This is a genomic window from Aequorivita sp. IT1183 (genome assembly GCF_058068265.1).
The window spans coordinates 350237-376968 of sequence record NZ_JBYRHS010000006.1; the positions used below are offsets into that span (position 1 = coordinate 350237).

27 protein-coding genes are annotated in these 26732 nt (G+C 34.0%); 26 read left to right on the plus strand and 1 reads right to left on the minus strand.

Annotation, left to right across the window (positions count from 1 at the left end; all coding sequences use genetic code 11):
- Positions 1–49: 49 nt before the first annotated feature.
- From accD to AC3RVF_RS14435, 14 genes are all read left to right on the plus strand, one after another.
- Positions 50–925: an acetyl-CoA carboxylase, carboxyltransferase subunit beta gene (gene accD, locus AC3RVF_RS14370; protein ID WP_489691926.1), complete on the plus strand. Its 876-nt coding sequence runs from the start codon at positions 50–52 to the stop codon at positions 923–925.
- A gap of 120 nt (positions 926–1045) precedes the next feature.
- A complete protein-coding gene (gene rpsO, locus AC3RVF_RS14375; protein WP_489691927.1) occupies positions 1046–1315 on the plus strand; it encodes a 30S ribosomal protein S15 in 270 nt (89 codons plus the stop codon).
- A 249-nt stretch (positions 1316–1564) separates the two neighbouring features.
- Positions 1565–3817: a polyribonucleotide nucleotidyltransferase gene (locus AC3RVF_RS14380; protein ID WP_489691928.1), complete on the plus strand. Its 2253-nt coding sequence runs from the start codon at positions 1565–1567 to the stop codon at positions 3815–3817.
- Positions 3818–4082: 265 nt separating this feature from the next.
- On the plus strand, positions 4083–5033 hold the full coding sequence (locus AC3RVF_RS14385; protein WP_489693643.1) for a Fic family protein: 951 nt from the start codon (positions 4083–4085) through the stop codon (positions 5031–5033).
- 148 nt (positions 5034–5181) lie between these two features.
- Positions 5182–5682, plus strand: coding sequence for an HAD family hydrolase (locus AC3RVF_RS14390; RefSeq protein WP_489693644.1), 501 nt, complete (start codon positions 5182–5184; stop codon positions 5680–5682).
- The gene (locus AC3RVF_RS14395; protein WP_489693645.1) at positions 5679–6119 is read left to right on the plus strand and encodes a hypothetical protein; all 441 of its coding nucleotides are present in this window, start codon (positions 5679–5681) and stop codon (positions 6117–6119) included. The genes AC3RVF_RS14390 and AC3RVF_RS14395 overlap by 4 nt, the downstream gene beginning before the upstream one ends.
- 305 nt (positions 6120–6424) lie before the next feature.
- Positions 6425–6994: a hypothetical protein gene (locus AC3RVF_RS14400; protein ID WP_489693646.1), complete on the plus strand. Its 570-nt coding sequence runs from the start codon at positions 6425–6427 to the stop codon at positions 6992–6994.
- Between the two features lie 100 nt (positions 6995–7094).
- Positions 7095–7451 (plus strand): bleomycin resistance protein, encoded by a 357-nt coding sequence (locus AC3RVF_RS14405; protein WP_489691952.1) that lies wholly within the window; start codon positions 7095–7097, stop codon positions 7449–7451.
- A 218-nt stretch (positions 7452–7669) separates the two neighbouring features.
- Positions 7670–9682, plus strand: coding sequence for a M13 family metallopeptidase (locus AC3RVF_RS14410; protein ID WP_489693647.1), 2013 nt, complete (start codon positions 7670–7672; stop codon positions 9680–9682).
- Between the two features lie 33 nt (positions 9683–9715).
- Positions 9716–10357, plus strand: coding sequence for a hypothetical protein (locus AC3RVF_RS14415; RefSeq protein WP_489693648.1), 642 nt, complete (start codon positions 9716–9718; stop codon positions 10355–10357).
- A gap of 176 nt (positions 10358–10533) precedes the next feature.
- Positions 10534–10707, plus strand: a complete 174-nt coding sequence (locus AC3RVF_RS14420) for a CAL67264 family membrane protein (protein ID WP_489691932.1) — start codon at positions 10534–10536, stop codon at positions 10705–10707.
- Between the two features lie 380 nt (positions 10708–11087).
- Positions 11088–11888 (plus strand): pyrroline-5-carboxylate reductase, encoded by an 801-nt coding sequence (gene proC / locus AC3RVF_RS14425; protein ID WP_489691933.1) that lies wholly within the window; start codon positions 11088–11090, stop codon positions 11886–11888.
- A 19-nt stretch (positions 11889–11907) separates the two neighbouring features.
- The gene (gene proB, locus AC3RVF_RS14430; RefSeq protein ID WP_489691934.1) at positions 11908–12678 is read left to right on the plus strand and encodes a glutamate 5-kinase; all 771 of its coding nucleotides are present in this window, start codon (positions 11908–11910) and stop codon (positions 12676–12678) included.
- A gap of 27 nt (positions 12679–12705) precedes the next feature.
- Positions 12706–13905 carry a glutamate-5-semialdehyde dehydrogenase gene (locus AC3RVF_RS14435; RefSeq protein ID WP_489691935.1) on the plus strand — a complete coding sequence of 400 codons (1200 nt, stop codon included), beginning with the start codon at positions 12706–12708 and terminating at the stop codon, positions 13903–13905.
- 216 nt (positions 13906–14121) lie between these two features.
- On the opposite strand, the gene AC3RVF_RS14440 is transcribed toward AC3RVF_RS14435, so the two are convergent.
- A complete protein-coding gene (locus AC3RVF_RS14440) occupies positions 14122–14475 on the minus strand; it encodes a hypothetical protein (protein WP_489691936.1) in 354 nt (117 codons plus the stop codon).
- Between the two features lie 245 nt (positions 14476–14720).
- Here AC3RVF_RS14440 and AC3RVF_RS14445 point away from each other — a divergent pair, with 245 nt between their 5' ends.
- From AC3RVF_RS14445 to AC3RVF_RS14500, 12 genes are all read left to right on the plus strand, one after another.
- On the plus strand, positions 14721–15743 hold the full coding sequence (locus tag AC3RVF_RS14445; RefSeq protein ID WP_489693649.1) for a tyrosine-type recombinase/integrase: 1023 nt from the start codon (positions 14721–14723) through the stop codon (positions 15741–15743).
- Between the two features lie 83 nt (positions 15744–15826).
- A complete protein-coding gene (locus AC3RVF_RS14450) occupies positions 15827–17128 on the plus strand; it encodes a hypothetical protein (RefSeq protein WP_489693650.1) in 1302 nt (433 codons plus the stop codon).
- A 230-nt stretch (positions 17129–17358) separates the two neighbouring features.
- Complete coding sequence (locus tag AC3RVF_RS14455) at positions 17359–17973, plus strand: hypothetical protein (RefSeq protein WP_489693651.1); 615 nt, start codon at positions 17359–17361, stop codon at positions 17971–17973.
- 160 nt (positions 17974–18133) lie between these two features.
- Complete coding sequence (locus AC3RVF_RS14460) at positions 18134–18607, plus strand: hypothetical protein (RefSeq protein ID WP_489693652.1); 474 nt, start codon at positions 18134–18136, stop codon at positions 18605–18607.
- Positions 18608–18767: 160 nt separating this feature from the next.
- A complete protein-coding gene (locus tag AC3RVF_RS14465; protein WP_489693653.1) occupies positions 18768–19562 on the plus strand; it encodes a hypothetical protein in 795 nt (264 codons plus the stop codon).
- 143 nt (positions 19563–19705) lie between these two features.
- Entirely contained in the window at positions 19706–20308 is a 603-nt protein-coding gene (locus AC3RVF_RS14470; RefSeq protein WP_489693654.1) for a hypothetical protein, read from the plus strand.
- Positions 20309–20864: 556 nt separating this feature from the next.
- Positions 20865–22013 carry a hypothetical protein gene (locus AC3RVF_RS14475; RefSeq protein WP_489693655.1) on the plus strand — a complete coding sequence of 383 codons (1149 nt, stop codon included), beginning with the start codon at positions 20865–20867 and terminating at the stop codon, positions 22011–22013.
- A gap of 112 nt (positions 22014–22125) precedes the next feature.
- The gene (locus AC3RVF_RS14480; RefSeq protein WP_489693656.1) at positions 22126–22893 is read left to right on the plus strand and encodes a TlpA family protein disulfide reductase; all 768 of its coding nucleotides are present in this window, start codon (positions 22126–22128) and stop codon (positions 22891–22893) included.
- A 228-nt stretch (positions 22894–23121) separates the two neighbouring features.
- Positions 23122–24279, plus strand: a complete 1158-nt coding sequence (locus AC3RVF_RS14485; protein ID WP_489693657.1) for an integrase core domain-containing protein — start codon at positions 23122–23124, stop codon at positions 24277–24279.
- Positions 24280–24615: 336 nt separating this feature from the next.
- On the plus strand, positions 24616–25056 hold the full coding sequence (locus tag AC3RVF_RS14490) for a UPF0158 family protein (RefSeq protein ID WP_489693658.1): 441 nt from the start codon (positions 24616–24618) through the stop codon (positions 25054–25056).
- Positions 25057–25247: 191 nt separating this feature from the next.
- Positions 25248–25730, plus strand: a complete 483-nt coding sequence (locus AC3RVF_RS14495) for a hypothetical protein (RefSeq protein ID WP_489693659.1) — start codon at positions 25248–25250, stop codon at positions 25728–25730.
- A 15-nt stretch (positions 25731–25745) separates the two neighbouring features.
- Positions 25746–26591, plus strand: coding sequence for a hypothetical protein (locus AC3RVF_RS14500; RefSeq protein ID WP_489693660.1), 846 nt, complete (start codon positions 25746–25748; stop codon positions 26589–26591).
- Positions 26592–26732 lie beyond the last annotated feature (141 nt).

The window sequence follows — 26732 nt, forward strand, 5'->3', positions numbered from 1 at the left end:
TAAATAACTGGAATTCATGATTTTGAATTCATAATTCATATTTAAAAATATGCCTTGGTTTAAAAGAACAAAAAAAGGGATACAAACCCCAACTGAAGAAAAAAAAGACGTCCCAAAAGGGTTGTGGTATAAATCGCCAACAGGAAAGGTTGTTGACAGCGAAGAGCTTGAAAAAAACTTTTACGTTAGCCCCGAAGATGGTTACCACGTGCGCATTGGAAGCAAGGAGTATTTTGAAATACTTTTTGACGATAATAAATTCAAAGAATTTGACAAAGGACTTACTTCACAAGATACTTTAAAGTTTGAGGATAAAAAGAAATATACAGACAGACTAAAAGAAGCACAAGATAAAACTGGGCTTAAAGATGCAGTTCGTTGTGCTGTGGGTAAATCTATGGGTTCAGATTTAGTTATTGCCTGTATGGATTTCAGCTTTATTGGTGGTTCTATGGGAAGTGTTGTAGGCGAAAAAATTGTTCGCGCAGCAGACTATTCGCTTAAGAATAATATTCCATTACTTATAATTTCAAAAAGTGGTGGCGCCCGAATGATGGAAGCCGCACTTTCACTAATGCAACTTGCAAAAACTAGTGTGAAATTAGCCCAATTAAGTGATGCTGGAATACCGTATATTTCATTGTGTACAGACCCAACTACAGGTGGAACAACAGCTTCTTTTGCGATGCTTGGCGATATAAACATTGGTGAGCCCGGAGCGTTAATTGGTTTTGCTGGTCCCCGAGTGGTTCGCGATACAACGGGAAAAGAACTTCCCGAAGGTTTCCAAACTGCTGAGTTTCTTTTAGAGCACGGGTTTCTAGACTTTATAACGCACCGAAGAGATTTAAAACGAAAAATAAATCTATATCTAGATTTGGTGTTAAACAGACCGCTTCGCGAGAAGAAAGAAAAATATGCATAAATTTTGTAGGATGTAATATTTCAGAAAAATAACACCCTAACTCAATAACTTTTATTACTTTTGCGCCCTTGATTACCAAAATGGTAGTCAGTACATAAAAATCATTTTAACAATATTGGCATGTATTTATCAACAGAAGAAAAAGGAAAAATTTTCGAAAAACACGGAAAGTCTAAAACTGACACTGGTTCAGCAGAAGGACAAATTGCGTTATTTACTTACCGCATTTCCCATTTAACAAGTCACCTAAAAGCAAACCACAAGGATTACAATACTGAGCGTTCTTTGGTAATGTTAGTAGGTAAGCGCCGTTCATTGTTGGATTATCTTATGAAAAAAGATATCCTTCGTTACCGTGCTATCATTAAAGAGTTAGGATTACGTAAGTAATCTTTATAAGCAAAGCGAAGTAATCTCTAAGATTCTTCGCTTTGTTTTTTTAAGGCCAAGCTATAATCTTCTTTATATTAAAAAGATTACGTAGCTTCGCTCAGAAAGGCTACCCTATAGTTTTTCATTGGTCAACCACAACAACACAACAACACTAAACCTGAAAATCAGGTTTTGACCAAAAAATAACGTACTCCTTCACTATTGCCAAAAAGGTGAAAAGCATTGGAGCACAAAAATGAAAAACAAATGATACCTAAAGTATTTAAAGAGGTCATAGACCTTGGCGATGGTAGAGAAATTACTATCGAAACCGGAAAATTGGCAAAACAGGCCCATGGTTCTGTTGTTGTGCAATCCGGAAAATGTATGCTGCTTTGTACTGTAGTTTCTAATTACGAACAAAAAGATTTAGATTTTCTACCATTAACTGTAGATTATCGCGAAAAATTTGCAGCTTCAGGTCGTTATCCTGGTGGTTTCTTCAAAAGAGAAGCAAGACCAAGCGACGGCGAAGTATTAACAATGCGTTTGGTGGATCGCGTACTACGCCCACTTTTCCCAAAAGATTACCATTCTGAAACTCAAGTTATGATTCAATTGATGAGTCATGATGAAGATGTTATGCCAGATGCAATGGCAGGTTTAGCCGCTTCTGCTGCTATTCAGCTTTCAGATTTTCCTTTTGAATGTGCTATTTCTGAAGCACGTGTAGGAAGAATTAATGGCGAATTCGTAATCAACCCATCTAGAGCTCAAATGGAAGAATCAGACATCGATATGATGATTGGTGCTTCTGCAGACAGTGTCATGATGGTTGAAGGTGAAATGAAGGAAATTTCTGAAGAAGAAATGACCGAAGCAATTAAATTTGCACACGAGCATATTAAATTACAATGTGCTGCACAAATTAGACTTGCCGAAGCTTTCGGAAAAAAGGAAACTCGTGAGTATCCAGCCGAAAGAGAAGACGCAGACCTTGAAAAGAAGGTTTACGATATGGCGTATGATAAAGTTTATGCTATTGCACAAGCCGGTTCAGCTAAACACGAAAGAACCGCTGCTTTTTCTGAAATAAAAGATTCGATTAAAGCTACTTTTTCTGAAGAGGAATTGGCAGACTTTGGTGATTTGGTTTCAAAATACTATCGTAAAGCAGAAAAATCTGCTGTTAGAGATTTAACTTTAAATGAAGGATTGCGTTTAGATGGACGTAAAACGTCAGACATTCGCCCTATCTGGTGCGAGATTGACTATTTGCCATCTGTTCACGGTTCGGCAATATTTACACGTGGAGAAACTCAAGCTTTAGCCACTGTAACTTTGGGAACTTCTAGAGAAGCAAACAAAATAGATATGCCATCTTACGAAGGCGAAGAAACATTCTACCTTCACTATAACTTCCCTCCTTTTTGTACTGGAGAAGCAAGACCTATTCGTGGAACATCTCGTAGAGAAGTTGGTCACGGTAACCTTGCACAACGTGCATTAAAAGGTATGGTGCCTGCAGATTGCCCGTACACAGTACGTATAGTATCTGAAGTTTTAGAATCTAACGGTTCTTCTTCTATGGCAACTGTTTGTGCAGGAACAATGGCAATGATGGATGCTGGTATACAAATGAAGAAACCAGTTTCTGGAATTGCAATGGGATTAATTTCTGACTCAGCTTCTGGAAAATATGCTGTATTGTCTGATATTTTAGGTGATGAAGATCACTTAGGCGATATGGACTTTAAAGTAACCGGAACGGCAGATGGTATTACTGCTTGCCAGATGGATATTAAAGTAAAAGGATTGGGTTACGAAATTCTTGTAGCTGCATTAAAGCAAGCAAGAGATGGTCGTTTACACATTCTAGAGAAATTAACTGAGACTATTGCTGCACCTCGTGAAGACGTGAAGCCTTATGCTCCTAAAATGGTTACAGTACGTATTCCTAATGAATACATTGGAGCCCTTATTGGACCTGGTGGAAAAGTAATTCAAGAACTTCAAAAAGTAACAGGATGTACTATCGTTATTAACGAAGACCCTGTAACTGAAGAAGGTATTGTTGAAATTTTAGGAACTGGACAAGAAGGAATCGATGCTGTATTAGCGAAAATTGATTCACTTACTTTCAAACCTGAAGTAGGAAGCGCTTACGAAGTTAAAGTAATTAAAATGCTTGACTTTGGTGCCGTTGTAGAATATATGGACGCTCCCGGAAACGAGACGTTGCTACACGTTAGTGAACTTGCTTGGGAACGCACAGAAAATGTTTCGGATGTAATAAACATGGGTGATGTTTTTGATGTGAAATTTATTGGTTTCGATCCTAGAACGAAAAAAGATAAAGTTTCAAGAAAAGCTTTGTTGCCAAAACCAGAAGGTTACAAAGAACGTCCGCCACGCGACGATAGCCGCAGCGGAAGTAGAGACAGAGACAATCGTGGACGCAGCGACAGCCGTGGCCGTGACAGTCGCGATAACCGCGATAGAGATAGAAAGAGAGATTAAATAGAAATTATGAGTGAAGAGTTACAAATAACTCTAAACTGATATCTCTCAATTAATATAAACGCCTTCACCCAAAATTATGGGTTGAAGGCGTTTTTTTTGTGCAAATAAATTGCTTCAAATTGGATCTTACACTCTCGTAATATGAAAAGATTTTCCAAGAAAGTGATGATATAATAAGTCGTAGTGTATATTTAAATCAAGCCCTTTCTTCGAAGAATAAGAAAATGACCTTATCTTTGATACTATCAAATGATAGTATCAAATGAAACCACCATACGACATAACTCCCGAAATTTTAAGATTAATAACTTCAATTTCTGAAAAAGTTGGAGCTATAAATGCAAATTATCTCGACAAACCTTCTCCCAAATTAAGAAAGGAAAATAGGATAAAAACAATTCACTCCTCTTTAAAAATTGAAGGAAACACGCTGACTGAAGAACAGATTACTGCGTTAATTGAAGATAAGAGAATAATTGGCCCAAAGAAAGATGTAAAGGAAGTTTTGAATGCAATTAAGATTTATGAACATTTAGAAATTTATAAACCATATAATGAAAAATCATTCTTAGAGTGCCATAAACGTTTAATGAATAATTTAATTGAAGATGCCGGGGAATATAGAAAACAAGGGGTAGGTATTATGAAAGGTTTTCTAGTGGAACACTATGCTCCACCATATGAGAATGTTCCTTTTTTAATGAAAGACTTATTTAATTATTTAAAATCATCTGAAGAAATTGAGTTAATAAAGAGCTGTGTCTTTCATTATGAAGTGGAATTTATTCATCCGTTTTTAGATGGAAATGGCAGAATGGGTAGATTATGGCAGACTTTAATACTAATGGAAAAATATCCTGTATTTGAATATTTACCCTTTGAAACTCTAATAAGCGAAGAACAAGAAAAATACTATAAAGCCCTATCCGATAGTGATAAGTCAGGAAATTCAACTGAATTTATCAAATATATGCTTGGAGTAATCAATAAATCTTTAGAAGAACTATTAAATTTCAATAGCCGTATTTTAACTGAAAAAGACCGACTTGAATATTTTGTATCACTCAATAAAAAAGCGTTTACTAGAAAGGATTATATGGAGGTATTCAAAGATATTTCTGGTGCAACAGCAAGTCGAGATCTGAAAAAAGGAGTAGATCTAAAATTATTTAATAAAATAGGAGATAAAAACAAAACCAGATATACCATTTAATTGAGCAAAACATCGATTAAGCGCAAGTAGCTGGAATTTGATTGAAAAGTAATATTTTAGAGGTCAAGAAACAGACAACAATGCCGGCAAGTTCGCGTCCCTACTTTACGCAACGTGCCATTACCAAGAACGATACCCTAAATTTGAGATGAATATCAGTTTCGATCTAGACAGTACATTAATTCCGAATGGAAAAGAATTTGAAACCGAAAAGAGAAGCGGAATTGCTAAACTATTTGGAATTGAGGAAATGCGGAAAGGAACGCGTAAATTGATTTCTGATTTACAAAATCAAGGTCATAAAATACATATCTATACGACATCGTATCGAACTAAAGGAAAAATAAGACGGACTTTAAAATATTACGGAATAAAGGTCAACCGAATTGTAAATGAAAAGGAAAATCGGCAAGTTTTAAAATCTCAGAATATTAACGCATCTAAATTTCCAAAAGCATTTGATTTTGATTTACATATTGATGATTTAAAAGGTGTCGGAATTGAGAGTGAGAGATTTAATTTCAAAGCAATAATTGTTGAACCGACTGACGAAAATTGGGTTGAAAAAATAAAAGAAGGAGTAAAAAACATTACTAACCACGCATATCAACACACAACCTTAAGTGTATCTGCGGAAAAAAACTTATGAACTTCATACAACAGCTAGTTGAAAAGTACAACGGTGATTTCTCGGCAGAGCCAACCAAAACTTTTTATAGTCCAATGGGTAAATTAACCTATCAACCCAAGCATGGTACTATTGTGGTTGATGAAACTAAAATTAAGATCAGTTATAATGAGGCAGGAGGTGCGATGAGAAATACGGATCCCATACGAATTGTCCTTTTTTTAGATAAGGATTACTCTAAACGATTAAGTATTTATCCAAGTCTAAACCTGAATTACATTACAGATTTATTTCTTCAACCAAAAGGACTTGTAATTCCAAAATTACTTAAAAGACAGTTTAGCTTCAGAGGTGATTCTGAATTATTAAAGAACTTGGTTACGGACCAAATTTTTTGTGACACGCTCTTAAATGAAGAGTTCTATCTAACACTTAACGATCGCTTTCCTAAAAGTTAAATGCTTACCCCTGCATACGGAATTTATAATATTGAACATTTCGAAAAAATAATTGTATTGCTAAAGACTACTGAATCCTACATAAAATGTAACTTCACTTAACAACAATATATTTCGCTTGTGAGGAGCGCCTGAAAGTGTATTCCGCACATTTAAAAAGCAGGACTTATAATTCAGCACTTAACCCCTAAGCTGTATTACTCATCTCTAAAAACTGGTTCGTGAGTTTTGCAATATTTTACTTAACTTGGTAACTAGAACCCGCAACGTACTTTACGCAAGCCCGTTAGCACTAACCCTACCAAATGAAAAATCAATCGAGTACTTCGAAATCACGAACCTTAAAATTAATTCTTATAATTGGGATTTTCGTATTTAGCTACAATGCCTTTTCTCAAACTATCACAGATAGCCTACAAATAAAGAAAGTAGATACACTAACAATTAAGACGGATAAAAAACTAAAATTCGGAAGTGGCTTCGGACTTAATTTTGTGGGCGGAACTAATATTAGCATCTCTCCAAACTTAACGTATACTGTAAGTAAGAAAATCGCTGTGGGCGTGGGAATACAATGGAATTATCTTTCAATAAAAGATATTCTGAAAACAACATCTTATGGCGGAAACGCAGTATTTCAGTATCAACCTTCGCAAAGAATTATGACTTTACTTGAGTTTGCACAATTAAGAGTTTCTACTAAATCTGAGATTGATGATAGCGAAAAAAACTATTGGGATTCCGCGTTATTTGTAGGGGCAGGATTTAATGTTACAAAACAAATAACTATAGGTGCCAAATACAATTTATTATATGATGAAGACGAAAGTATTTATTCAAGTCCGGTAATTCCGTTTGTGAATGTTTCTTTTTAAAATTTCATTAATAACCGTCATTGAGATTGAAAACGTTAGAAATTTTTAAACTGAATTTGAACACAAAAAGTACGAATTTACAAAAGCTAATACTTGCATTATGCTAACCGATATCAACCCAAAATTACCAATGCGTAACAAAAATGTTACACGAGAATTTTACATAAATAAGTTAGGATTTAAAGAATTTGGAAGTGCTGATTTTGAGGGTTATTTGATGTTGGAAAGAGATCAAATTCAAATTCACTTCTTTGAATTTAAAGAACTTGATCCTAAACAGAATTATGGGCAGGTTTATATTAGAACCGATACTATTGACCGTTTTTACCAATCTTTATTAGATTTCAAAACCAGTATTCACCCGAATGGACAGTTGGAAATTAAACCATGGGGACAAAAGGAATTCTCGGTACTCGACCCAGATAACAATCTATTGACGTTTGGACAAAGCATTTGAGGGTAAAATTCTCTAACACAAAGCAATTATTCTAAAACAATTAATGGTTGCAAGCATTATTAAATACCTCACTTCCGATATTCATTTTGAAATGTATACTTATAATTTCGGCAATAAAATAAGGATAGAAAGCTGAATTTCAATATTATTGTATTAGCAAAATGAACTTTGACTTACTTTCCATTTCACTAGACTTTTCATAAGAAACCATTTAAAACATGAAACACATATTATTACTTTTCATTTCACTACTTACATTGGTAGCTTGTGAAAATCCTTCAGATAAAAAAATTATTAAATTAACAGGAATGGACCACACATTGCGTCCTGGCGATAACTTTTATAGATATGCAAACGGCAAATGGTACGACTCTGTATCCATACCCAAAACCCAAGCCGGAGTTGGAGCCTATATGTTTATGAATTATCCGCAACGCTTACGATTGCAAGGAATATTGGACAGTGTTTCAAAAGGCCAACATCCCGAGGGCAGCATTGAACAAAAAGTTGGCGACTTTTATGCCTCTGGCATGGATTCTAGCACCATTAACAAACGTGGTTACGAACCCATAATGCCAACGCTTGCAAAAATTGAAGCTATCGATAATATACAAACTCTAATGACTTTTGTTGCAAATGAAACTGCAGTGCACAATGGTTCTATTATGGCTGTTGGTGTGGGTCCCGACGATAAAAACAGTAGTATAAATATTGCGCACGCATACCAAACGGGAATTGGATTGCCAGATAGAGATTATTATTTCAAATCAGATTCATCAACGGTTGCTATACAGAACGCTTACAAAAAATATCTTGCTAAATTATTTCAGCTTACCGGCAGCGATGCTGTAAGCGCTAAAAAGAATGCTGATTTGGTTTACGACTTAGACAAAAAACTTGCCGCTGCTCATAAAACAAGAGTTGAACGTCGCGATGTACACGAAAACTACAATAAGCTGGCTGTAACAGATCTTGAAAAAAGTCAGCCCACCATTGGTTGGACTGCATTTCTGAAACAATTAAATGCTCAAACAGATTCTATCGATGTTGGCCAACCAGCCTATTATGACAAGCTCAATATTCTTTTAAAAATAACTCCAATCGCTTATTGGAAAGTGTATTTAAAAGCAAACACGCTGGAGAATTACGCAACCGATTTAAGTAAACCTTTTGTTGAAGCATCTTTTGAATTTACAAAAGTAATTTCTGGTCAAGCTGTGCAAAAAACTCGCGGTGAAGAAATGGCGAGTGTGGTTGATAATTATCTAGGTGAAGCGTTAGGACAATTGTATGTGAAGAAATATTTTTCGGAAGATGCAAAGAAACGTATGTTAGATTTGGTGAATAATGTACAAAAAGCATACGCTGTAAGAATAGATAAACTTGAGTGGATGAGCGACAGCACAAAACTAAAAGCTAAAGAAAAACTGTCTGCTATAACAAAGAAAATAGGGTATCCCGATTACTGGAAAGATTACAGTAATGTAACTATTTCAAGAGATACGTATTTTGAGAATATCGTTTCGGCAGCATCAGCAGATTTTCAACGTGATTTGGCAAAATTAGGCAAGCCTGTTGATAAAACCGAATGGTATACAACACCATCTACAGTTACGGCGTATAATAATCCCTCTGCGAATGAAATCGTTTTTCCTGCAGGCATATTGCAGTCACCTTATTTTGACAATGACGCTGATGACGCCCTTAACTATGGCGGCATTGGAATGGTGATAGGCCATGAAATAACACATACTTTTGATGACCAAGGCGCTCAGTTTGATAAAGATGGAAACGTAAAAAATTGGTGGACAAAAGATGATTACGAAAAGTTTAAATCAAGAATACAGCAAGTAATAGATTTGTATAGCACGTTTACTGTTTTGGACAGTTTACACGTAAAAGGCGACATGACCGTGGGTGAAAACACCGCAGATATTGCCGGAATAGCGGTGGCTTATGATGCTTTTAAAATGACCAAACAAGGACAGGATACCACAAAAATTGACGGTTTTACGCCAGACCAACGATTCTTTCTGTCTGTTGCAAGAATATGGAAAGTAAAAATGAAAGATGAATTTCTTCGTTTGTGGATCAACAACAACCCACACTCCCCTCCTATTTGGCGCGTAAATGGACCTTTAATGAATAGCACTCCTTTTTATAACGCATTCGATGTAAAACCTAATGAAAAAATGTATTTGCCTGTAGAAGACAGGATAACAATTTGGTAGAATAAAGAACTTAAATATGGCATTATTTAGAAAATGAAATCAACATCTTTATTTATTGGAACTTTGTTAGCACTATTAATAGCTTGTACTACAAATGCACAATCTCATAAAAAATACATCTATTATTTACACGGAAGAATAATTGAGATTCAAGGAAAAAACGCCGTGAGCGACGAATATGGAGAATATGAATTTGACGGTATAGTTAACGCCTTAAGCGAAAAAAATTATACAGTAATTGCGGAAGTTAGAAATGAAAATGTTGACTATTTAAAATATGCAACTAAAGTTTCTAAGGAAATTGACAGTTTGGTAAGTTTAGGTGTGAAGCCAATAGACATTACCATTATTGGTGCTTCTAAAGGTGCGATTATCGCGAGTAATATTTCGAATATAAATACAAATCCAATTAATTATGTTTTTCTGGCGGGAAATAATGAATATCAAGAGACTAACAATGATTGGAAATTTCACGGACAAGTATTATGTATTTACGACCTCTCAGATGGTATTGCGGGTAAAAACTATGATTACTGGAAGAATTCTGAAAATTTCACTACCAAATTTGAACAATTAGAATTGAAAACTAATTTGGGCCATGGGTTTTTATACAAGCCATTAGATGAATGGATTAAACCCACTAAAGAATGGGTATTAACTCAAAATTTGAGATAAAAATCAAAAGCTTCTAACAACACAAAATCGTAAGTGAAAGCTGCGGTAATTTTAATTAACTTAGTAACTGCAACACTTTCTATGCTAGCTTAAGTTTGGGTTTTTTTCCAAAGTTGTAATTATCGCTGCATTTTGAAAAAGTGTAATTAATTCAACAGACATAAAAAATACTAAAAATGGAAAAGAATAAAGTTTTAACAACGACGGCAATTTTATTAGTAGTGTTTGGTATAGTTATGGTTTACCTTGGGGGTATTGCAGCTCAGGAAATAATGATGCCTCCAATTATTACCGGAGTAGGATTCTTTTTAATTGCGTGGGCTCTAAATGCACTAAAAGATGAATTATAGCCACAATTTCGGCATCACTTTACTACAATACTGATTTATTAGTATAACGCCTTAAATCTGTGTGGTGAAGTTCTGAAATAACGGCACAAAATAAATCTATACTCCATTCATTTTCTTAAAAATCGCCTTGAAGCCAAGAATTGCATTATGCTGTTTTTATGCCATAATAGCAGGATTCTTCAGAAATACATCGTTTACAGACATAATTGCATAGTTATTATTGTTGCTCTTATTTTTTTAACAAAAGTTTAGTGACTGCTCTTACTCACCCTACCCACTACCCTAACAACCCTTTATTTTCAATACATAGCCGTATTATTAGAGAAACCCCTTTCTAGTACAATACTTGCAGTTATATTGGCTAAACAATATACCAATATATGAAAGTACTAGTAATAGGCGCAGGAAATATGGGATTGACGTATGCCGAAGGCATGGCGAAGTCGCCTTTATTAAACCGTAGAGATTTAATGATTTTTGATGTTTCACCCGAAAAAACATTAGAACTAAGGGAAATTCCAAATTTTGACGTTTACGACAAAATTGATGAGTGCATTACAAAAGCAGATATCGTTTTTCTAGCCGTGAAACCTTTTCACAGTGAAGAATTATTTAAATCGGTAAAAAGTCTTGTTAACAAAAGTCAGCTGTTTATTTCGTTAATGGCGGGTATTACAATACAAACTATCCAAGAAGGATTAGGAGTAGAAAAAGTAGTTCGTGCAATGCCTAATCTTCCAGCAAAAGTAGGTTTGGGAATGACTTCCTTCACAGAATCTAAAGAAGTAAGCAGAATTGAACTAATAATGGTTCGCAATCTTTTAGACACAACAGGAGAAGCAATTCACGTACAAAATGAAAACTTTATAAATGCTTCTACCGGTATTTCTGGTAGTGGCCCAGCGTATGTTTTCTACTTTATGCAATCTATGATGGAAGCCGCTTTAAAAATGGGCTTTTCACAAAACGATTCAAAAATACTGGTTACCCAAACATTTGAAGGTGCTGTGGCATTATTCAATGATTCAGATATTTCGCCAAATGCGTGGATGGATATGGTTGCTTCAAAAGGAGGAACAACCCGTGCCGCATTGGATTCTATGGAAGACAACAACGTAAAAGAATTAATTAAAGAAGCTGCATACGCAGCGTTTGACAGAGCAACAGAGCTCGGACAATAATAAATACCAAAATAAAATTATGGACAAAAAACGAGTGGTTATTAAAGTAGGAACCAACGTTATGACAAACAAGGATAATCGTATTGTAGGCTCAATTCTCAATGAATTGGTTCGGCAAATAGCAGATTTATATGAAAATGGCTATGCTCCGGTATTGGTATCTTCAGGATCTGCAATTGCGGGAATGGAAGTCTTGGGCGAGTGTATCGCAAAGGATGATGCTACGAGAAGACAAATATATTCTTCTGTGGGTCAGCCAAGAATGATGCGTCATTATTATAGTCTTTTCCACGATCACGGTATGCGTTGCGCACAAATTTTGGCAACCAAACGCGATTTTTCACCAGGAAAGCATAGGGAAAACATGATTAATTGTTACGAAGGTCTAATTGCTGAAGGCATTGTGCCAATAGCAAATGAAGACGATGCAGTATCATTAACAATGTCTATGTTTAGCGATAACGATGAATTGGCAAGTTTGGTAGCAGAACTAATTAAAGCGGACGCAATGATTATTCTAACAGATACCGATGGTTTATTTACAGGACATCCCGACGATGAAGATTCCGAAAAAATAAATAACGTACACCCAGATCAGAATGTAGAACAGTATGTTCAAAAATCTCGAAAAGGTGAAGGCGAAGGTCGCGGAGGTATGAAATCTAAACTTAAAATTGCCAAAGAAACTGCCAGTAAAAATATCCCAACTTACATCGCAAATGGAAAGCAGAAAAATGTAATTGTAGATATTTTGAACGGCAAGAAAATTGGAACAAAATTTTTTGCGTAAATAATAATTTAAATCGAAGAGAGAGATATGAAATTGATAAACACCGAATTAAAGAACAACGTATTAGATTCTATGATGAAAATTATAGATGAAAATCGCGCATCTATTTTAGAAGCAAATAAAAAAGATTTAGAAGCTTTTAAAAAGGACGATCAAGCATTATTCGATCGTTTGGTAGTTGATGATTCCAAAATAGACGGAATGATACAGGCTATTACTGAAGTACAAGCGCAAGACGATCCAGTAAATCAAGAAATTTCTAATATAACCTTGGACAACGGACTAAACATTATTAATCGCACGGCGCCATTTGGCACCATTATGATTATTTATGAATCCAGACCCGATGTAACTATTGAAGCAGCTGTTCTCGCTTTTAAAGCGAATAATAAAATATTGTTGAAAGGTGGAAAAGAAGCCTCCCACAGCAACAGAATTTTAGTGAAATTATGGCACCAAGCATTGCAGGAAAACGGTCTTGACACAGATTGGATAAAAATGTTAGAACTCAATCGCGAAGAAACGCAAGCATTTTTGAAGAATCCTACCGAACCAATTGATTTAATTGTACCCCGCGGTGGCGAACGATTAATTCAGTTTGTAAAAGAAAACGCAACTTGCGCGGTATTGATTAGCGGTCGTGGAAACAACTTTTTGTATGTAGCCGAAGATGCTGATTGGACAAAAACACTTGAAGTAATTATAAATGCCAAAACCGATAAAATTTCGGGTTGCAACGCGCTGGATAAAGTTCTGATGGATAAGAATATTCCAAATTATGAAGCTAAGGTTAAAGAATTGAAAGACGTTCTTGAAGCTGCAAAAGTGGATATTTTGGTAGATTCTGAAATCAAAAAAACACTTTCTTCTTCGCAATTAATTGAAGATGAACAAACTTGGTTTCAAGAATTTTTAGCGATGAAAATTGCAATCGGTGCCGTAGAAAGCAGGGATGATGCCATTTCAAAAATTAATAAATATAGTGGTGGCCATTCCAGTGTTATAATGACCGAAGATGAGGAAAGAGCAGCTTTTTTCATGGAAAATATAGACACCGCTGCCGTTTATCACAACGCCTCTACCCGCTTTACAGACGGCGGACAAATGGGCGTGGGCGCAGAACTGGCTATTAGTACAGACAAACTGCACCACCGTGGGCCTTTGGGCTTAAAGCAATTGGTAACCAATAAATATTTTGTGTACGGAGACGGTCAGATTCGTGTATAATAACTGAATGATTACAATTTATAAACGCCTTCAATTCCGGTATTTCGGATGAAGGCGTTTTTTGTGTTTTAAGGCGCTAATGTACGGAGGTCTGTAGTTATTAATTTCATGGGGAAGCTTTGAATCTATTGGCTATTTTCAGCCAATCATTCTTAGGTATAATAATATTTGTATTTATCTAATTTGAAAGGCATACTGAAAGTAGCTATTCCACGCCTATCGCTGACGAATAATCAAGATTTCGTCATCAGAAAACTCCATCCACGCCAGATCGTAAACATAGTGGAACATTTTATTTTTTGAATTTATATTGAAATGTGTATGATATTTAAATCGGAATTTCTTCTTTTCCAAAACATTTCTATAAACTTTAATTTGCGTTTTATTTTCGCCTAAGAGTTCCCAAAGAATGGTATAGTTTCGCTTTAAATAACCATTAATTTCAATAGCGGCAATTTTATTGGCATAGCGAACATTTTGATGGTAATGATTCTTACAACCCACGGAGCAGAATATTTTATCGGTCCTGCCATGGAGTGGTTTTAAACATATTTTGCATTTGTTTTCCATCGCATGCTGTGTTAGTGCTACAAAGATAACGCATTCGTTCTTAACGGTTAAAAACGTTTACTATAGCAAGTGATAGCTTAAATGGTTTTTTTAATTTTTATTTTTGATTATATAAAAGTTTCAAATGCGTTATGAACAATCGGGAAAACACCATAATCATTATGTATAGACCGCTTGCGAATGCTGGGAGGATTAAATTCTATATCCCGTATCCTCTCACGGCTGAAAGGGAGGCGTTTAAAAAATTGAACACCTCTTTTTACCATCCTAACCAGAAACTTTGGAGCTTAGTAAACACCCAGGCCAACGTTAACCTTGTTAAAGTACTTTTTGGGGCGAAACTTCAGATGGAAGAATTACAATCGGTTGCCAAAATGCCTAAAATTGTTCTCACAGAAAAAGTGCAGCTGGAACTGGATAGAAACCACCAAAAGATGGTATTGAAGGGGTTTAGTGACTCCACCATTCGCAATTATGAGCATGCCTTGATCAAGTTTTTCAGTTACTTCGAAAAAGAAGATTACAAAGAAATTAGTAAGGAACAAGTGGAGGGTTTTGTGTATCAGCTTATCACTAAATATAAAATTAGCGAACAGCGCCAAAATTTACTTATAAATGCCATCAAGTGCTATTACGAGCATACTTTGGAAATGCCACGAGAGTATTACAACATTACTCGCCCTAAAAAGAGCAAGAATCTTCCCAATGTGCTAAGTGTTGAAGAAGTGAGGTTATTATTGAACAATCCTGAAAATATTAAACATAAAGCCATTCTTCATACAATTTACGCTGCTGGTCTTCGTATAGGCGAAGTGATACGTTTGCGGGTAAAAGACATACGCAGCGACGATGGATACATTTTTGTAAAGGACAGCAAAGGAAAGAAAGATAGGCATACGGTGTTGAGCGACCAACTCTTGGATCTTTTACGGAAATACTTTCGGCAGCATAGGCCAAGTTATTGGCTTTTTGAGGGACAAGATGGCGGACAATATTCAGCCAAAAGTATTCAGAATATTTATCGAAAAGCGGTAAAGGAAACTAATAGTAATCCGTGGAGTACCCCACACACCCTACGCCACAGCTTTGCGACGCACCTTATGCAGCAAGGAGTAAACATTCGATATATACAAAGCGCGCTTGGCCATTCCAGCAGCAAAACCACCGAGGTTTATACCCGTGTTTTGGGTATAAGCAATAAAACTTTAAAAAGTCCCTTGGATACTTTATATGATTCGGTTACATTTGATAAGCAAAACACAAAATGAGGTGTCGTACAAGTGCAATATATACGCCATAATAGTACGAACATGTCATATATAACCATGTTGTCATCAAGCTAAAAAAACATATGAACGAAGAAGAAAATATTTCTGATTTACCATCGTATAAAAAAACTCATAATGATTTCAAAGGAGCTCATACGATTGGGAAAATCATTAAAGTATTTAACTTTTTCGGAATAAAGGACCAAGGACTGAATGAGGCTTTTGCAAAACTTCCCAAATTAAAAGATGTCGAAAATTTAATTTCCCTACCTGACAGATTTAATTCGCAATTTGCTGAGATTGGATGGATTGCTCACGAGTCTATGAATTCAACGTTAATTGAGAAAGCAGTTCAGTTAGCTGAAAATGGTCAAAAATCTAAAGCCGAAAAATTATTATCAGAGCACTTTACTTCAACTGAAATTAAATGGCTTCAACACAGATTTAGGGTCCTACCTGCTTTCTCTGTTCGTTTTGAATTGATTGAACAAGCATATAAAGATACTCTAGAAGAAAGATTTCATTCCTGCGTACCATTATTACTTACGATAATCGATGGAGCTGTTAACGATATCAGTAAAAGCAAAGGCTTTTTTTCAGAAAACACGGAATTGAAAGCTTGGGACAGTATAGCATCTCACAGTAGCGGATTAACAGCAATTAAAGAGATTTTCAATGCTTCAAGAAAAAAAACCAACAGTAAAGAGATTTTCTTACCATATAGAAATGGAATTTTACACGGAAGAGATTTAAAGTTTAACAACAAACACGTAGTTGGTAAATGTTGGTCAACATTATTTGCAATTAACGATTGGGCTAGAGCACTTAAAGAGGAAAAAGAAAATCCACTAAGTCCACCAAAAGAACCAACATCGTTTAAAGATAGTTGGAAAGAATTGACAAATGCCATTACAGAACATCAAGAATGGAAAGTTCAAAGTGATAAAAAATGGAAAGAACTTGAGAATTGGAAACCAAGAGAAAACATTAGCATTGAATTAGAGAATTTCAAAGAATTTAGCCCAGAAAAAACCGCTCTTGAAATTATTGAAAGTTGGAAAACAAAAAATTATGGCAATATAGCTAAATTGATTCACAGAATAAGTGACAAAGAAATCAATATTGGTGTTGAAGCAGGGAAAATAAGAAGAGACTTAGAAAATAAAAATCTAAAGTCTTTTCAAATAAAGAAAATATCAGACAATTCTGCTGCTATTTCTGAAATAACTATGGACATTGATTATGAACTGAATGGAGAAGATAAAACGAAAGAAATAATTATACGTTTAATTTGTAAAGATGAAAATGGAGAAATGGGAATGAATGGTAAAGAAAATATTACTTGGGAATTTATAGATAATTTCTTCTTTACATTAGACTTCTGAGAAAAGCCAGATGACAACAATGTATATAAAAAATAGCGCAAGTCGTTGTTAGCACTAAGGCTTTTGCATTTTTGGAAAGTCGCCAAATTTCTAAATTTGACGATTTCCCAAAAATAAAAATAATAGTAAAATTTAAAAATTCGGATTGTGTATTATCCCAAAAGTTGCCGTCTATTTTCAGCGCTACTTTTCATATACGGAGCCGTTGTAGCCAATTAAAACAAACCTCATTGATAAAAAAGAAAACGCTGATTTGGGTAATTGTAATTTGGATTTTAATCACGCTGATTAATTACTATTACACAAATTTTTTCATACTTGCTTTCATTTGGCTCGGAATGAGTTTGATTTTTGGAATTGTAACAATAATTCAAATTACTAAACTGATTAACGAACGTAAAAACTTGACAAAATTTCGAGTTTTAAAAGTAATCGTCTTTGCTTTACTCTTTGTTTTGACTTTCCAACGAAAAATCCCAAATGGAATAATTGAAAAAACGGATTGGGTAATTTTAAAAAATAAACGAACTCAAATCGTTGAACAAATTAAACGGAATGAAATAAAAGGAAAAGGAACGAGCGGAAACGGTATTTTTGAATTGCCATTTGAGTTTCCAATAGTTTCAAATGCAGGAAACGATGTTTGGGTGTTTAAGAATAAAGAAAATAATTCAGTTACAATTCAATTTTGGGTTTTTAGAAATTTTTTCGACTCACCTTCTACTCTTTTTGTTTATTCAGATGATAACGAAAGAATTGCTGACCTCGAAAAAAAAGTAAAAGAGAATCCGAAAAACAATTGGAAACTTGACAAAAACTGGTATCGAATTTATGGTGGATACTGATAAAATAACTGGCTACAACACCGTATATAATCCATTGCTAGTGCTGGCTTGCTTACGAAAATCCTCGCGGATTTTCTATTCGGTTTTTATTTGCTAACTTTCGTGCTGACACACGCAACGTATCATATACAAACACGTTACAAGCAAGCTGAAAATCGAGATGCTAAAGAAATATCCTAAACTAATTTTATTAATCTCAATCTTGCTTTTAACATTCTATATTGGAATGCGGATGGAAATGGATTATCGCATTTTGACTCGCAAATTGATTAAATATTTTGCGAATTATGAACTTGAATTTTATGGCGGAAAAGAATTTAGGCTGTTTGAAACCCATATTGCCTTCATTCTGACTTTATTTCCAATCGGATTCTTTTGGACAGGGAGAAAATTGAGTTCATTAAAAGATTTTATTTTTCTGCTTTTAATTTATTTAATTCTGACACCACTATTTTACTTATTATATTGTTATCTCGAAAGCATATATTTAAATATTATAATAACACAACCAAAAATGGATGGAGAAATTATAAATTTTCATTACGATAATGTGAATTACAAAATAATTTTAGCTCTGACTATTTTCTCAAATTTTATTGGCGGAATAATAGCGAAAAGAATTATAAATAAATAAATAAAAGCCAGCTTGTAACACCGTATATAATTTATTGCTGGTTCTAGCCTGCTTACGAAAACCCTCGCGGATTTTCTATTCGGTTTTTATTTGCTAAATTACGTTCTTAACCACGCAACAAACCATATACAAACACGTTAGCCACAAGTTAAACTTACTATTGAAAATCATACTACACATAATAATTATAGTCCTTTTAACTGTCGTGACTCAAATTGGTGGAATCATTTATCTGATTTCGTTACTTCTTGTTAAAAAGAAAACTGAAAAGAGACGATTAAAACGAATCGGAATTTTCGCAACTCTTTACTTAATTGCAACTTATCTAATTGTACCAATCGTCGCTCCTACTTTCGGTCGTGAGAAAATAAAAGAAACGGAATTTATTCAAGCTCATTCATTCTTTTATAAACTAGCGAATAGAAATTATGTTAGACCTGAATTAAACAAAGCAATTGGAAAAATAGCTCACGACTTTGAAAAAAGAAATAGTGGAATCAAAATGATTTATCTGGATGCAAATTTTCCATTCATTGACAAATTCCCTTTACTTCCACATTTAAGTCACAACGACGGAAAAAAAATAGATGTTTCTCTGGTTTACGAAAATGAAAACGGAAAACTAACAAACAAAAAACCTTCAGTTAGTGGTTATGGAGCATATGCAAGTCCAACTAAAAATGAATATGACCAAATTACTGTTTGCAAAAACAAAGGTTATTTGCAATACGACTTTCCGAAATATCTAACTCTTGGAAAAATTAATAAAGACATAAAGTTTTCAAAAAAAGGAACTCGGGAATTATCTAATCTGATTACTAAGCAAAATGCAGTCGGAAAATTATTGATTGAACCTCATTTAAAACATCGACTGAATTTGACAAATGGAAAAGTACGTTTTCATGGTTGTCATGCTGTAAGACATGATGATCATATCCATTTTCAACTGAAATAAAACCAGTGGCTAACACCGTATATAATTTATTGCTAGTTCTAGCTTGCTTACGAAAACCCTCGCGGATTTTCTATTCGGTTTTTATTTGCTAAATTTAGTGCTTAAACACGCAACAAACCATATACAAACACGTTGCCCACAATATGAAAAAAACACTTGCAATATTAATTTTGCTTCTAATTTTAAGCAGTTGCAATAAAAAAATAGAAACGGAAATAACTCTGATTTCAAACAGCACGACTTGGGTTGGATATAAAGATTTTCATTTCGAAAAAGAACTGATTTTGTGCGGAATTGACTCTGTTGCTCAAATTAAATTGACCAAAAAACTAAACGAAAACGATACAATTTATGATGGAGTAGATAAAATGGATAACCGATTTGTTTATTCTACACGACCAAATGAAGCTGGTTATTTTGAAATTAAAGGTAAAGTAATAGTCGAGGGGAAAGAAATGGATTTTTCTCAAAATATTGCCATTCTTCCAAAAGCGGAACCAGTAGGTTTTAATACAAAAAACTCATCTGATTTAATAGTTGGAGTTGAAAACCAAATTGAAATCGTAATTGGAGTTCCAAAAAAATATCGAACTTTAAAAACTAACAACGGACAGATTATTGAACGAGAAAACAAAACGATAATTATACCCGCGCATACTGGAACTTGTGAAATTGAAATTGAGGTAAAAATGCCGTCAAACGAGCCGATTGAATTTAAGAATGTTATCTTCAATGTAACCGATTAAAATACTGTGGGCAACAACGCATATAAGCCATGGCTGGGTCTGTGACGACATCGAAAATTCCTGCGGAATTTTCTACCGGCAGTGTCTGTTTGCGAAATTTGGGCAATCACACGCCACGGCTCATATGCAAACCGTTGCCCATCATTTAAGAGCATAAATCAAAAAGTAAGCTAATCCTTCGTAAAATAGATTTTTAACAGTGCAGCGGACACGAAGCGGAGGGAAATAAAAAAGACTTCAAATTAATACGCAAGCAGAGCGGAATCTGTATGTAAGCCTTGAGCAACTTAGCGGAGCAACACCGAAAATTTATTCTGAGTGCGGAATCAGTGTTGTAAAACGGAACAACGAACGAAACTGAATAAAAAAACGCTGGGCAACACAGGCTATAAGCAATGCTGGGTTTGTGCAAAATCCAAAAGCATTTGTATATTTACGAGGTCGCCAAAATTTTTGGCGAATTGAAAAATAAAGAACAAAAATTTTGGCTTGTTCCGAACCCGAAAATCATTTTATTTTTGGCGCACTGCTCATAGCCTAAACGTTAGGCAACATTTTGAAAAAAAACTATATCTACATATTGATATTTCTACTTTTTACGCAAATTTCTTTCTCACAAAAGATAATTGACTTAAAGGCTGACTATTACAATATAGAAAGAGGGGAATTATATTTATACGAGAAAGCAGGAGAAGGTTTTAATGAAATTTCTTTATATATAGAACCTGATGGGAATGGAATTCAAAAGATTATAGTTCAAAAACAAAAAATTTTAAGGAATGAAATCCCCTCAGAAGTATATAAAACTAAGCAGTTAAAAACTGTAAGCTACAAAGAAATAATTGATAGTTTAAAAGGAAAAATATTTACGGAAAATACTTACGATAAAAACGAACTAAACACATTAGAACTATACAATGATTTTTTCTTTAAAATCACCACTTTTCTATTGAAAGATAAATATAGGAGTGCAGAAAAAGAAAATATCCATATATGGGATTTTTATGATAGACAATTTGCTAGTTATTTTATTATTAGGCTAAATGTTGCAAAAACAATAATCGTATTTGTCGAGAATGCTGAAGTTCCCGAAAAATGGGGCTATATAGTTCCACTTCAAAGTCAACTAAAAATAATTTGGGATAGAGATTATGATTTTAATTTAGAAATTAATAGCCAAATTAGTAAAGATTCTTTATACAATTTAAACAATCAAATTATTTATTATCAAAATTTAAATCTTCCTTTTAAAATAAAAAATAATGCACTATATGACATCGCTCTCGGACAAAAATTATTAGCACAGGAATTTGATAAAATCAATATAATTACAAACAACTTCCTCGTAGCCACCCAAAACAATAATTTTATAGTCTATGATTTAAAATTAAAAGATATTACTCCAAAAAACCTTCGAGCCATATTTTCCCCTGCGTATGATGTAAAATATGCTCAAATTTTAGTTGGTAATGAACTTAAGTGGTTAGATTATGAAGGTAATGTCGTAAATTCTTGGAAAGGCGGTGGATATATTGATATTGGCGAAAACGAATACAATTTGAGAATAAAGAATATAATGAACTCTCAAGTCATTCAGAAATATAAAACCATTGAAAAGTTTAAAGATAATTTTGCTCGTTTTGAACTTTACAATGGGGAAAAAGGATGGGTAGATTTAAATGGAAAAGAATATTTTGATGAATAAAACTGTAAAATATTGTAGAATAATTTTCTTGCTACTATTAATCATAATTTCACAAAGTTGTAGTGACAGATTGTTTAATAATTATAAAGTGAACGGAAGAACCTATGAGAGAATGAACTTAGCTAAACTTGAAGAGTATAAATCTCAAAAAAATAAATATTTTACTCGAAAAACTGGTTATTCAAATATTGACAATTCGAGCGAAAGTTACATTCTTACTTCAAAAAAAGATACCACAATTAGAATTATAGTTTATAAAAATAATAATGTTTATCAAAGCATTCAAAAAGCAAAAGCGAATAAAGAATTTGCAAGCATAACAAGTTTTTTTCCAAATGGCGATTTTAAAAGTTTAGAAGTTGGTACAAAAGATAATCCAGTACATTACCATCTTACTTCATTACTGCAAAAAATTCCAATTGAAATTGCACCGGATTTTAAAATGAAAGATGTAAATGACCAAAATATTTTATTGAGTAGTTTCAGAGGTCGTTATGTCTATATTAACGTTTGGGCAACTTGGAACCGTACATCAGAAAAAGAAATAATCGAGTTTAATAATCTTGTTGAAACTTATGGAAATAAAAATATAGTCTTTATTAATATTTCCTTGGATCGAAAGGAAGATTTTTTTAAATGGCAAAATGTTGTTAATGAGCAATCCTTGAAAGGAGTCCAACTATTTGCTGGCGATTTTTGGAATTCTAAGTTTGTAACAGATTATAAAATTAATAGTATTCCATACTCAATTTTAATCGACCCGAGTGGTATTGTTTTGAACTCTCTTGCTCCAAGACCGACAAGTCCAGAACTCAAAGAAATTTTAAATATAATATATGAGTACGGAAAAAAAACGTTGCCTAACAATGGCTATAAGTAATTGCTTGTTCTCGCCTACTTCTGAAAATCCTCGCGGATTTTCAGCTTGGTGTGTACTTGCAAAGTTAAGTGCTAAACCACGCAACTACTCATAGCCGAGACGTTGCCACCAATTATGGTACGGTAAAGGGACATCCTTTACAAAGTTAAAGGGACATAGTTTACACTTTTAAGATTCATAAATTGCTTGAAAAAGCGATTTATCATGGTCTGGAAAGCAAAAACTAAAATGGAACAAAAGGTAGAATTTATTCACGAATGGTTAACTCAAAATTACACCATCACAGAACTTTGTAGGTCATTTAATATATCGCGACCTACCGCTTACAAATTGATTTCTCGGTATGAAAAAATGGGATTATCGGGCTTAATTGAGCAAGAAAGAGCCCCGATTAATCACCCCAACAGAACCGATCAAAAAGTAGCGGATTCGATTTTAAAATTAAAGAACAAACACCTGCTCTGGGGTGCCAAGAAAATCCGCATATTGTTGTTTAAACAGTATCCAGAGGAACTTATCCCAAGTGTGGTCACGGTTCACAACATCCTTTCAAAAAATGGTCTAGTTAAACCTCAAAAACGAAGCAGAAGAGTCAAGCCTGTGTATCCAATTTTCGATCCTAAGAAGTGCAATGAAGTTTGGAGCGCAGACTATAAGGGGAAGTTTTTAATGGGTAATAAAATATACTGTCATCCGCTTACTATTGCCGATTCCAAAAGCAGATTTTTGTTTACTGCAAAAGGACATTACAAAGAAAATTTCATCTCTGTTAAGCAAGAGTTTACAAAGGTTTTCAGAAAATATGGCATTCCAAAACAGATACATACCGACAACGGAAGTCCCTTTGGATCTGTAGCTGCTATTCAAAGATATACCAGGCTATCTTATTGGTTTATTGAACTGGGAATAGATCCAGTCTATTCCGATCCCGCAAGACCAGATCAGAATGGACGACACGAGCGAATGCACCGTGATTTAAAGGCAGCTTGCGCCAAACCCTCATCATTCGATTTAAAGGCCCAACAGCGTAGTTTAAATCGGTTTGTAAAAGAATATAACCACATTAGACCCCATGAATCTTTGGGAATGAAAACCCCTGCGGATTGCCATGATTTTTCCAATAGACCATACCCTGAAAAGATCCCAAAATATGATTACCCAGCAACAATGAAAGTAATGAAAGTATGCCAAAATGCTTCCCTGCGGTGGAAGTCATATTATTGGGTATATTTAACTGCTGGACTTAAGGGCAAATACGTCGGTGTTGAAGATCAGGGAAACGGAATTTGGAGAGTATTTTATAGAGATGTATTTTTAGGGTACTTTAATGAAAATAGCATAAGAGATAAACAAGTATCAATTAGACTAAGTCAGAATCTAGTGTAAAGCATGTGACTTTAACTTTGTAAACTATGTGCCTTAACGAACAGCTGAAAAAAATTAGTACTATATTAGTTCATAAACTAAAAAGACGATGGAAAAAGATAATAATGATAAGTGGTATAACAATTCTACAATAGTAGATACGCTATTGTTCCTTTTACCTCCAGTTGGAATTTACGGACTATATAAAACGGAGAGTTTAAAACCCAATATAAATAAAGTTTTATATGGCTTTCTTGGGTTTATATCTGTTTTATTAATAATCATTTCTTTTACCTAACCTCTGCGGATAAAAGACAAAGCAGAATCTTTTTACAGATAAAAAAACTCTGATTTGAAATGGAAAATATCAAGTCGAATATAATTAAAGAAATTGCGCAGGAATTAGATTGCGGAAACGACTGCTATTACAACACTAAAACTGACGAAATTATCACAATTCCGAATTTCTCAATCATTTCTGACGATGAGGCATTTATGGAATGTTTTGGAGCGGACTTGAAAAAAGTCAAGAAAAACAAAACGGATTTAATAAAAATCGAGGTTTTAGAAAGTTTTGAGTCTTTTAAAATAATGGAGCAATTTATTGACCAAATTTCTGACGTCCAATTGAAATCGCGATTAGAAAATATTATACAAAATAAAAAACCATTTCAGAATTTTAAGAATTCAATAGACAATTCGGATCATAGACAGAAATGGTTCGATTTTAAAAAATTAGAGCTGGAGAAAATAGTAGAAACGCAATTAAACCGAGGTAAAGCCAGCGCACAACATTAGCTATAAACAATGCGGGATAAGTGCAAAACCCAAAAGCAGTTGTATATTTACGAGGTCGCCAAAACTTCATTTTGGCGCAAAAATGAAAATTTAAGTAAAAAATAAAGTTTTGGCTTAGTGCAAGCCTTGAAAATCAGTGCATTTTTTGCCCGCACTGCTCATAGCCCAGACCGTTGTGTGCAATTTGAGAAATGGAACAAACAAATAAAATTTTAGAGAAAATATTAGAATTACTTGCCAAAAATGAGGCGAGAATTTCTACCAATGAATTTAGTTCTGAAGGAGATAAATTAATTGATAAAGCGGAAAAAGAAGGCGAAGAAGCAAGTAAAAAAATACAATCTACTTTCGACAGAATGCACGACAAATTGTTTACTGTAAACGGAATTTTAGTTGCCTCCTTTTTCGGACTCGGAAAATTCCCGACAGACAATCCAATTGTTAGTTTGTGGTTAGTGCTTTTCCCAATCTTTGTATTATGTTATTTAATTTATCTCGAACAGCAACAAATGGAAATATATAGACACGCATCTCAACGAATGAATTGGAACCTCGATAAAGACGTGGCTAAATATGGAAGAATGATAAACAGACAAAATTTAAAATCATTGTTTGCAATAATAGTGACATTTAGTTTATTTATTTACCTAGCAATTAAAGTAATAACATATTAAGAAATTCATTATCAGATGTCAAAAATTATAAATCCAATTGACTATCATCAAGAGATTCAAATGGATGCAAGCAGAGATGCATATGTTTGTACTTGCCATTATTTAAAGGTAAAAGATGGAATTCCCTATCCACACGCGACAGGGATATTTATTAAAATATTTGAACATCATTTTTTATTTACCGCAGCACACGTAGCTGAAGGTTTATTAAAGGATATTTCAATTGGAATTGAAAAACATAAGACAGTACAGTTAGGTGGTGAATGGACAATTAATAAATTATCGCCAAATGAAAAAAGAGAGGATGACAAAATAGATATTGCTATTCTAAAATTAGATGAAGAAAGTATTGAATATGTAAAAAAACAATATTCATTCCTTCATCATTCAGAATTGGGAATTAATCACGAAGTAAAAGAACTTCCTTACTACACAGCTATCGGATTTCCTAGTTCAAAAAATAAATTTAATAAATTTAAAAACAAATTAGATAGCAAGCCTTTTATTTTCAATACTATGCCTGCAAAGCCTAAAGTTTATGATGAACTTAATTGCAAGCCATTTTTAAATTTAATAGTGCATTATGACAAAAAAAATGTAATTGACTATGAAAATAACCTTAAAATCACTGGACCTGACCCATTTGGAATTAGTGGCGGTGGACTGTGGCACGTTCCAGTTCAACTAGTTGAAAAAGGGAATAACGTAAAGAAAAAACTCGTTGCAATCTTATCAGAATGGCCAATGGAAAATAGAAAGTTCTGGATTTGTACTAGAATAGATATTTTTACTGAAGTTGTAAGGAAAAAATATAAATTGGACATTGAAACATCTAAAGTTATTAAATTAGATACAGAATAAAAACTGCACACAACACAGTATCCTATGAAAAGCACTAATCCCGTTCTTCAAATATAATATTTAATTTCTAATTAACTCATAATGATTATTTTGGGGTGTTGGAATGTTGATAATTCCGAAGGATTATCAATATTTCAATAC

Coding starts and splice junctions, on each gene's coding strand:
- AC3RVF_RS14485 (WP_489693657.1), top strand. CDS start 23,122: ATGGAACAAAAGGTAGAATTTATTCACGAATGGTTAACTCAAAATTAC.
- AC3RVF_RS14415 (WP_489693648.1), top strand. CDS start 9,716: ATGAAATCAACATCTTTATTTATTGGAACTTTGTTAGCACTATTAATA.
- proC (WP_489691933.1), top strand. CDS start 11,088: ATGAAAGTACTAGTAATAGGCGCAGGAAATATGGGATTGACGTATGCC.
- AC3RVF_RS14400 (WP_489693646.1), top strand. CDS start 6,425: ATGAAAAATCAATCGAGTACTTCGAAATCACGAACCTTAAAATTAATT.
- rpsO (WP_489691927.1), top strand. CDS start 1,046: ATGTATTTATCAACAGAAGAAAAAGGAAAAATTTTCGAAAAACACGGA.
- AC3RVF_RS14380 (WP_489691928.1), top strand. CDS start 1,565: ATGATACCTAAAGTATTTAAAGAGGTCATAGACCTTGGCGATGGTAGA.
- AC3RVF_RS14450 (WP_489693650.1), top strand. CDS start 15,827: ATGAACGAAGAAGAAAATATTTCTGATTTACCATCGTATAAAAAAACT.
- AC3RVF_RS14435 (WP_489691935.1), top strand. CDS start 12,706: ATGAAATTGATAAACACCGAATTAAAGAACAACGTATTAGATTCTATG.
- proB (WP_489691934.1), top strand. CDS start 11,908: ATGGACAAAAAACGAGTGGTTATTAAAGTAGGAACCAACGTTATGACA.
- AC3RVF_RS14480 (WP_489693656.1), top strand. CDS start 22,126: ATGAACTTAGCTAAACTTGAAGAGTATAAATCTCAAAAAAATAAATAT.
- AC3RVF_RS14410 (WP_489693647.1), top strand. CDS start 7,670: ATGAAACACATATTATTACTTTTCATTTCACTACTTACATTGGTAGCT.
- AC3RVF_RS14420 (WP_489691932.1), top strand. CDS start 10,534: ATGGAAAAGAATAAAGTTTTAACAACGACGGCAATTTTATTAGTAGTG.
- AC3RVF_RS14440 (WP_489691936.1), bottom strand. CDS start 14,475: ATGGAAAACAAATGCAAAATATGTTTAAAACCACTCCATGGCAGGACC.
- AC3RVF_RS14460 (WP_489693652.1), top strand. CDS start 18,134: ATGCTAAAGAAATATCCTAAACTAATTTTATTAATCTCAATCTTGCTT.
- AC3RVF_RS14390 (WP_489693644.1), top strand. CDS start 5,182: ATGAATATCAGTTTCGATCTAGACAGTACATTAATTCCGAATGGAAAA.
- AC3RVF_RS14405 (WP_489691952.1), top strand. CDS start 7,095: ATGCTAACCGATATCAACCCAAAATTACCAATGCGTAACAAAAATGTT.
- AC3RVF_RS14500 (WP_489693660.1), top strand. CDS start 25,746: ATGTCAAAAATTATAAATCCAATTGACTATCATCAAGAGATTCAAATG.
- AC3RVF_RS14490 (WP_489693658.1), top strand. CDS start 24,616: ATGGAAAATATCAAGTCGAATATAATTAAAGAAATTGCGCAGGAATTA.
- AC3RVF_RS14495 (WP_489693659.1), top strand. CDS start 25,248: ATGGAACAAACAAATAAAATTTTAGAGAAAATATTAGAATTACTTGCC.
- AC3RVF_RS14470 (WP_489693654.1), top strand. CDS start 19,706: ATGAAAAAAACACTTGCAATATTAATTTTGCTTCTAATTTTAAGCAGT.
- AC3RVF_RS14385 (WP_489693643.1), top strand. CDS start 4,083: ATGAAACCACCATACGACATAACTCCCGAAATTTTAAGATTAATAACT.
- AC3RVF_RS14395 (WP_489693645.1), top strand. CDS start 5,679: ATGAACTTCATACAACAGCTAGTTGAAAAGTACAACGGTGATTTCTCG.
- accD (WP_489691926.1), top strand. CDS start 50: ATGCCTTGGTTTAAAAGAACAAAAAAAGGGATACAAACCCCAACTGAA.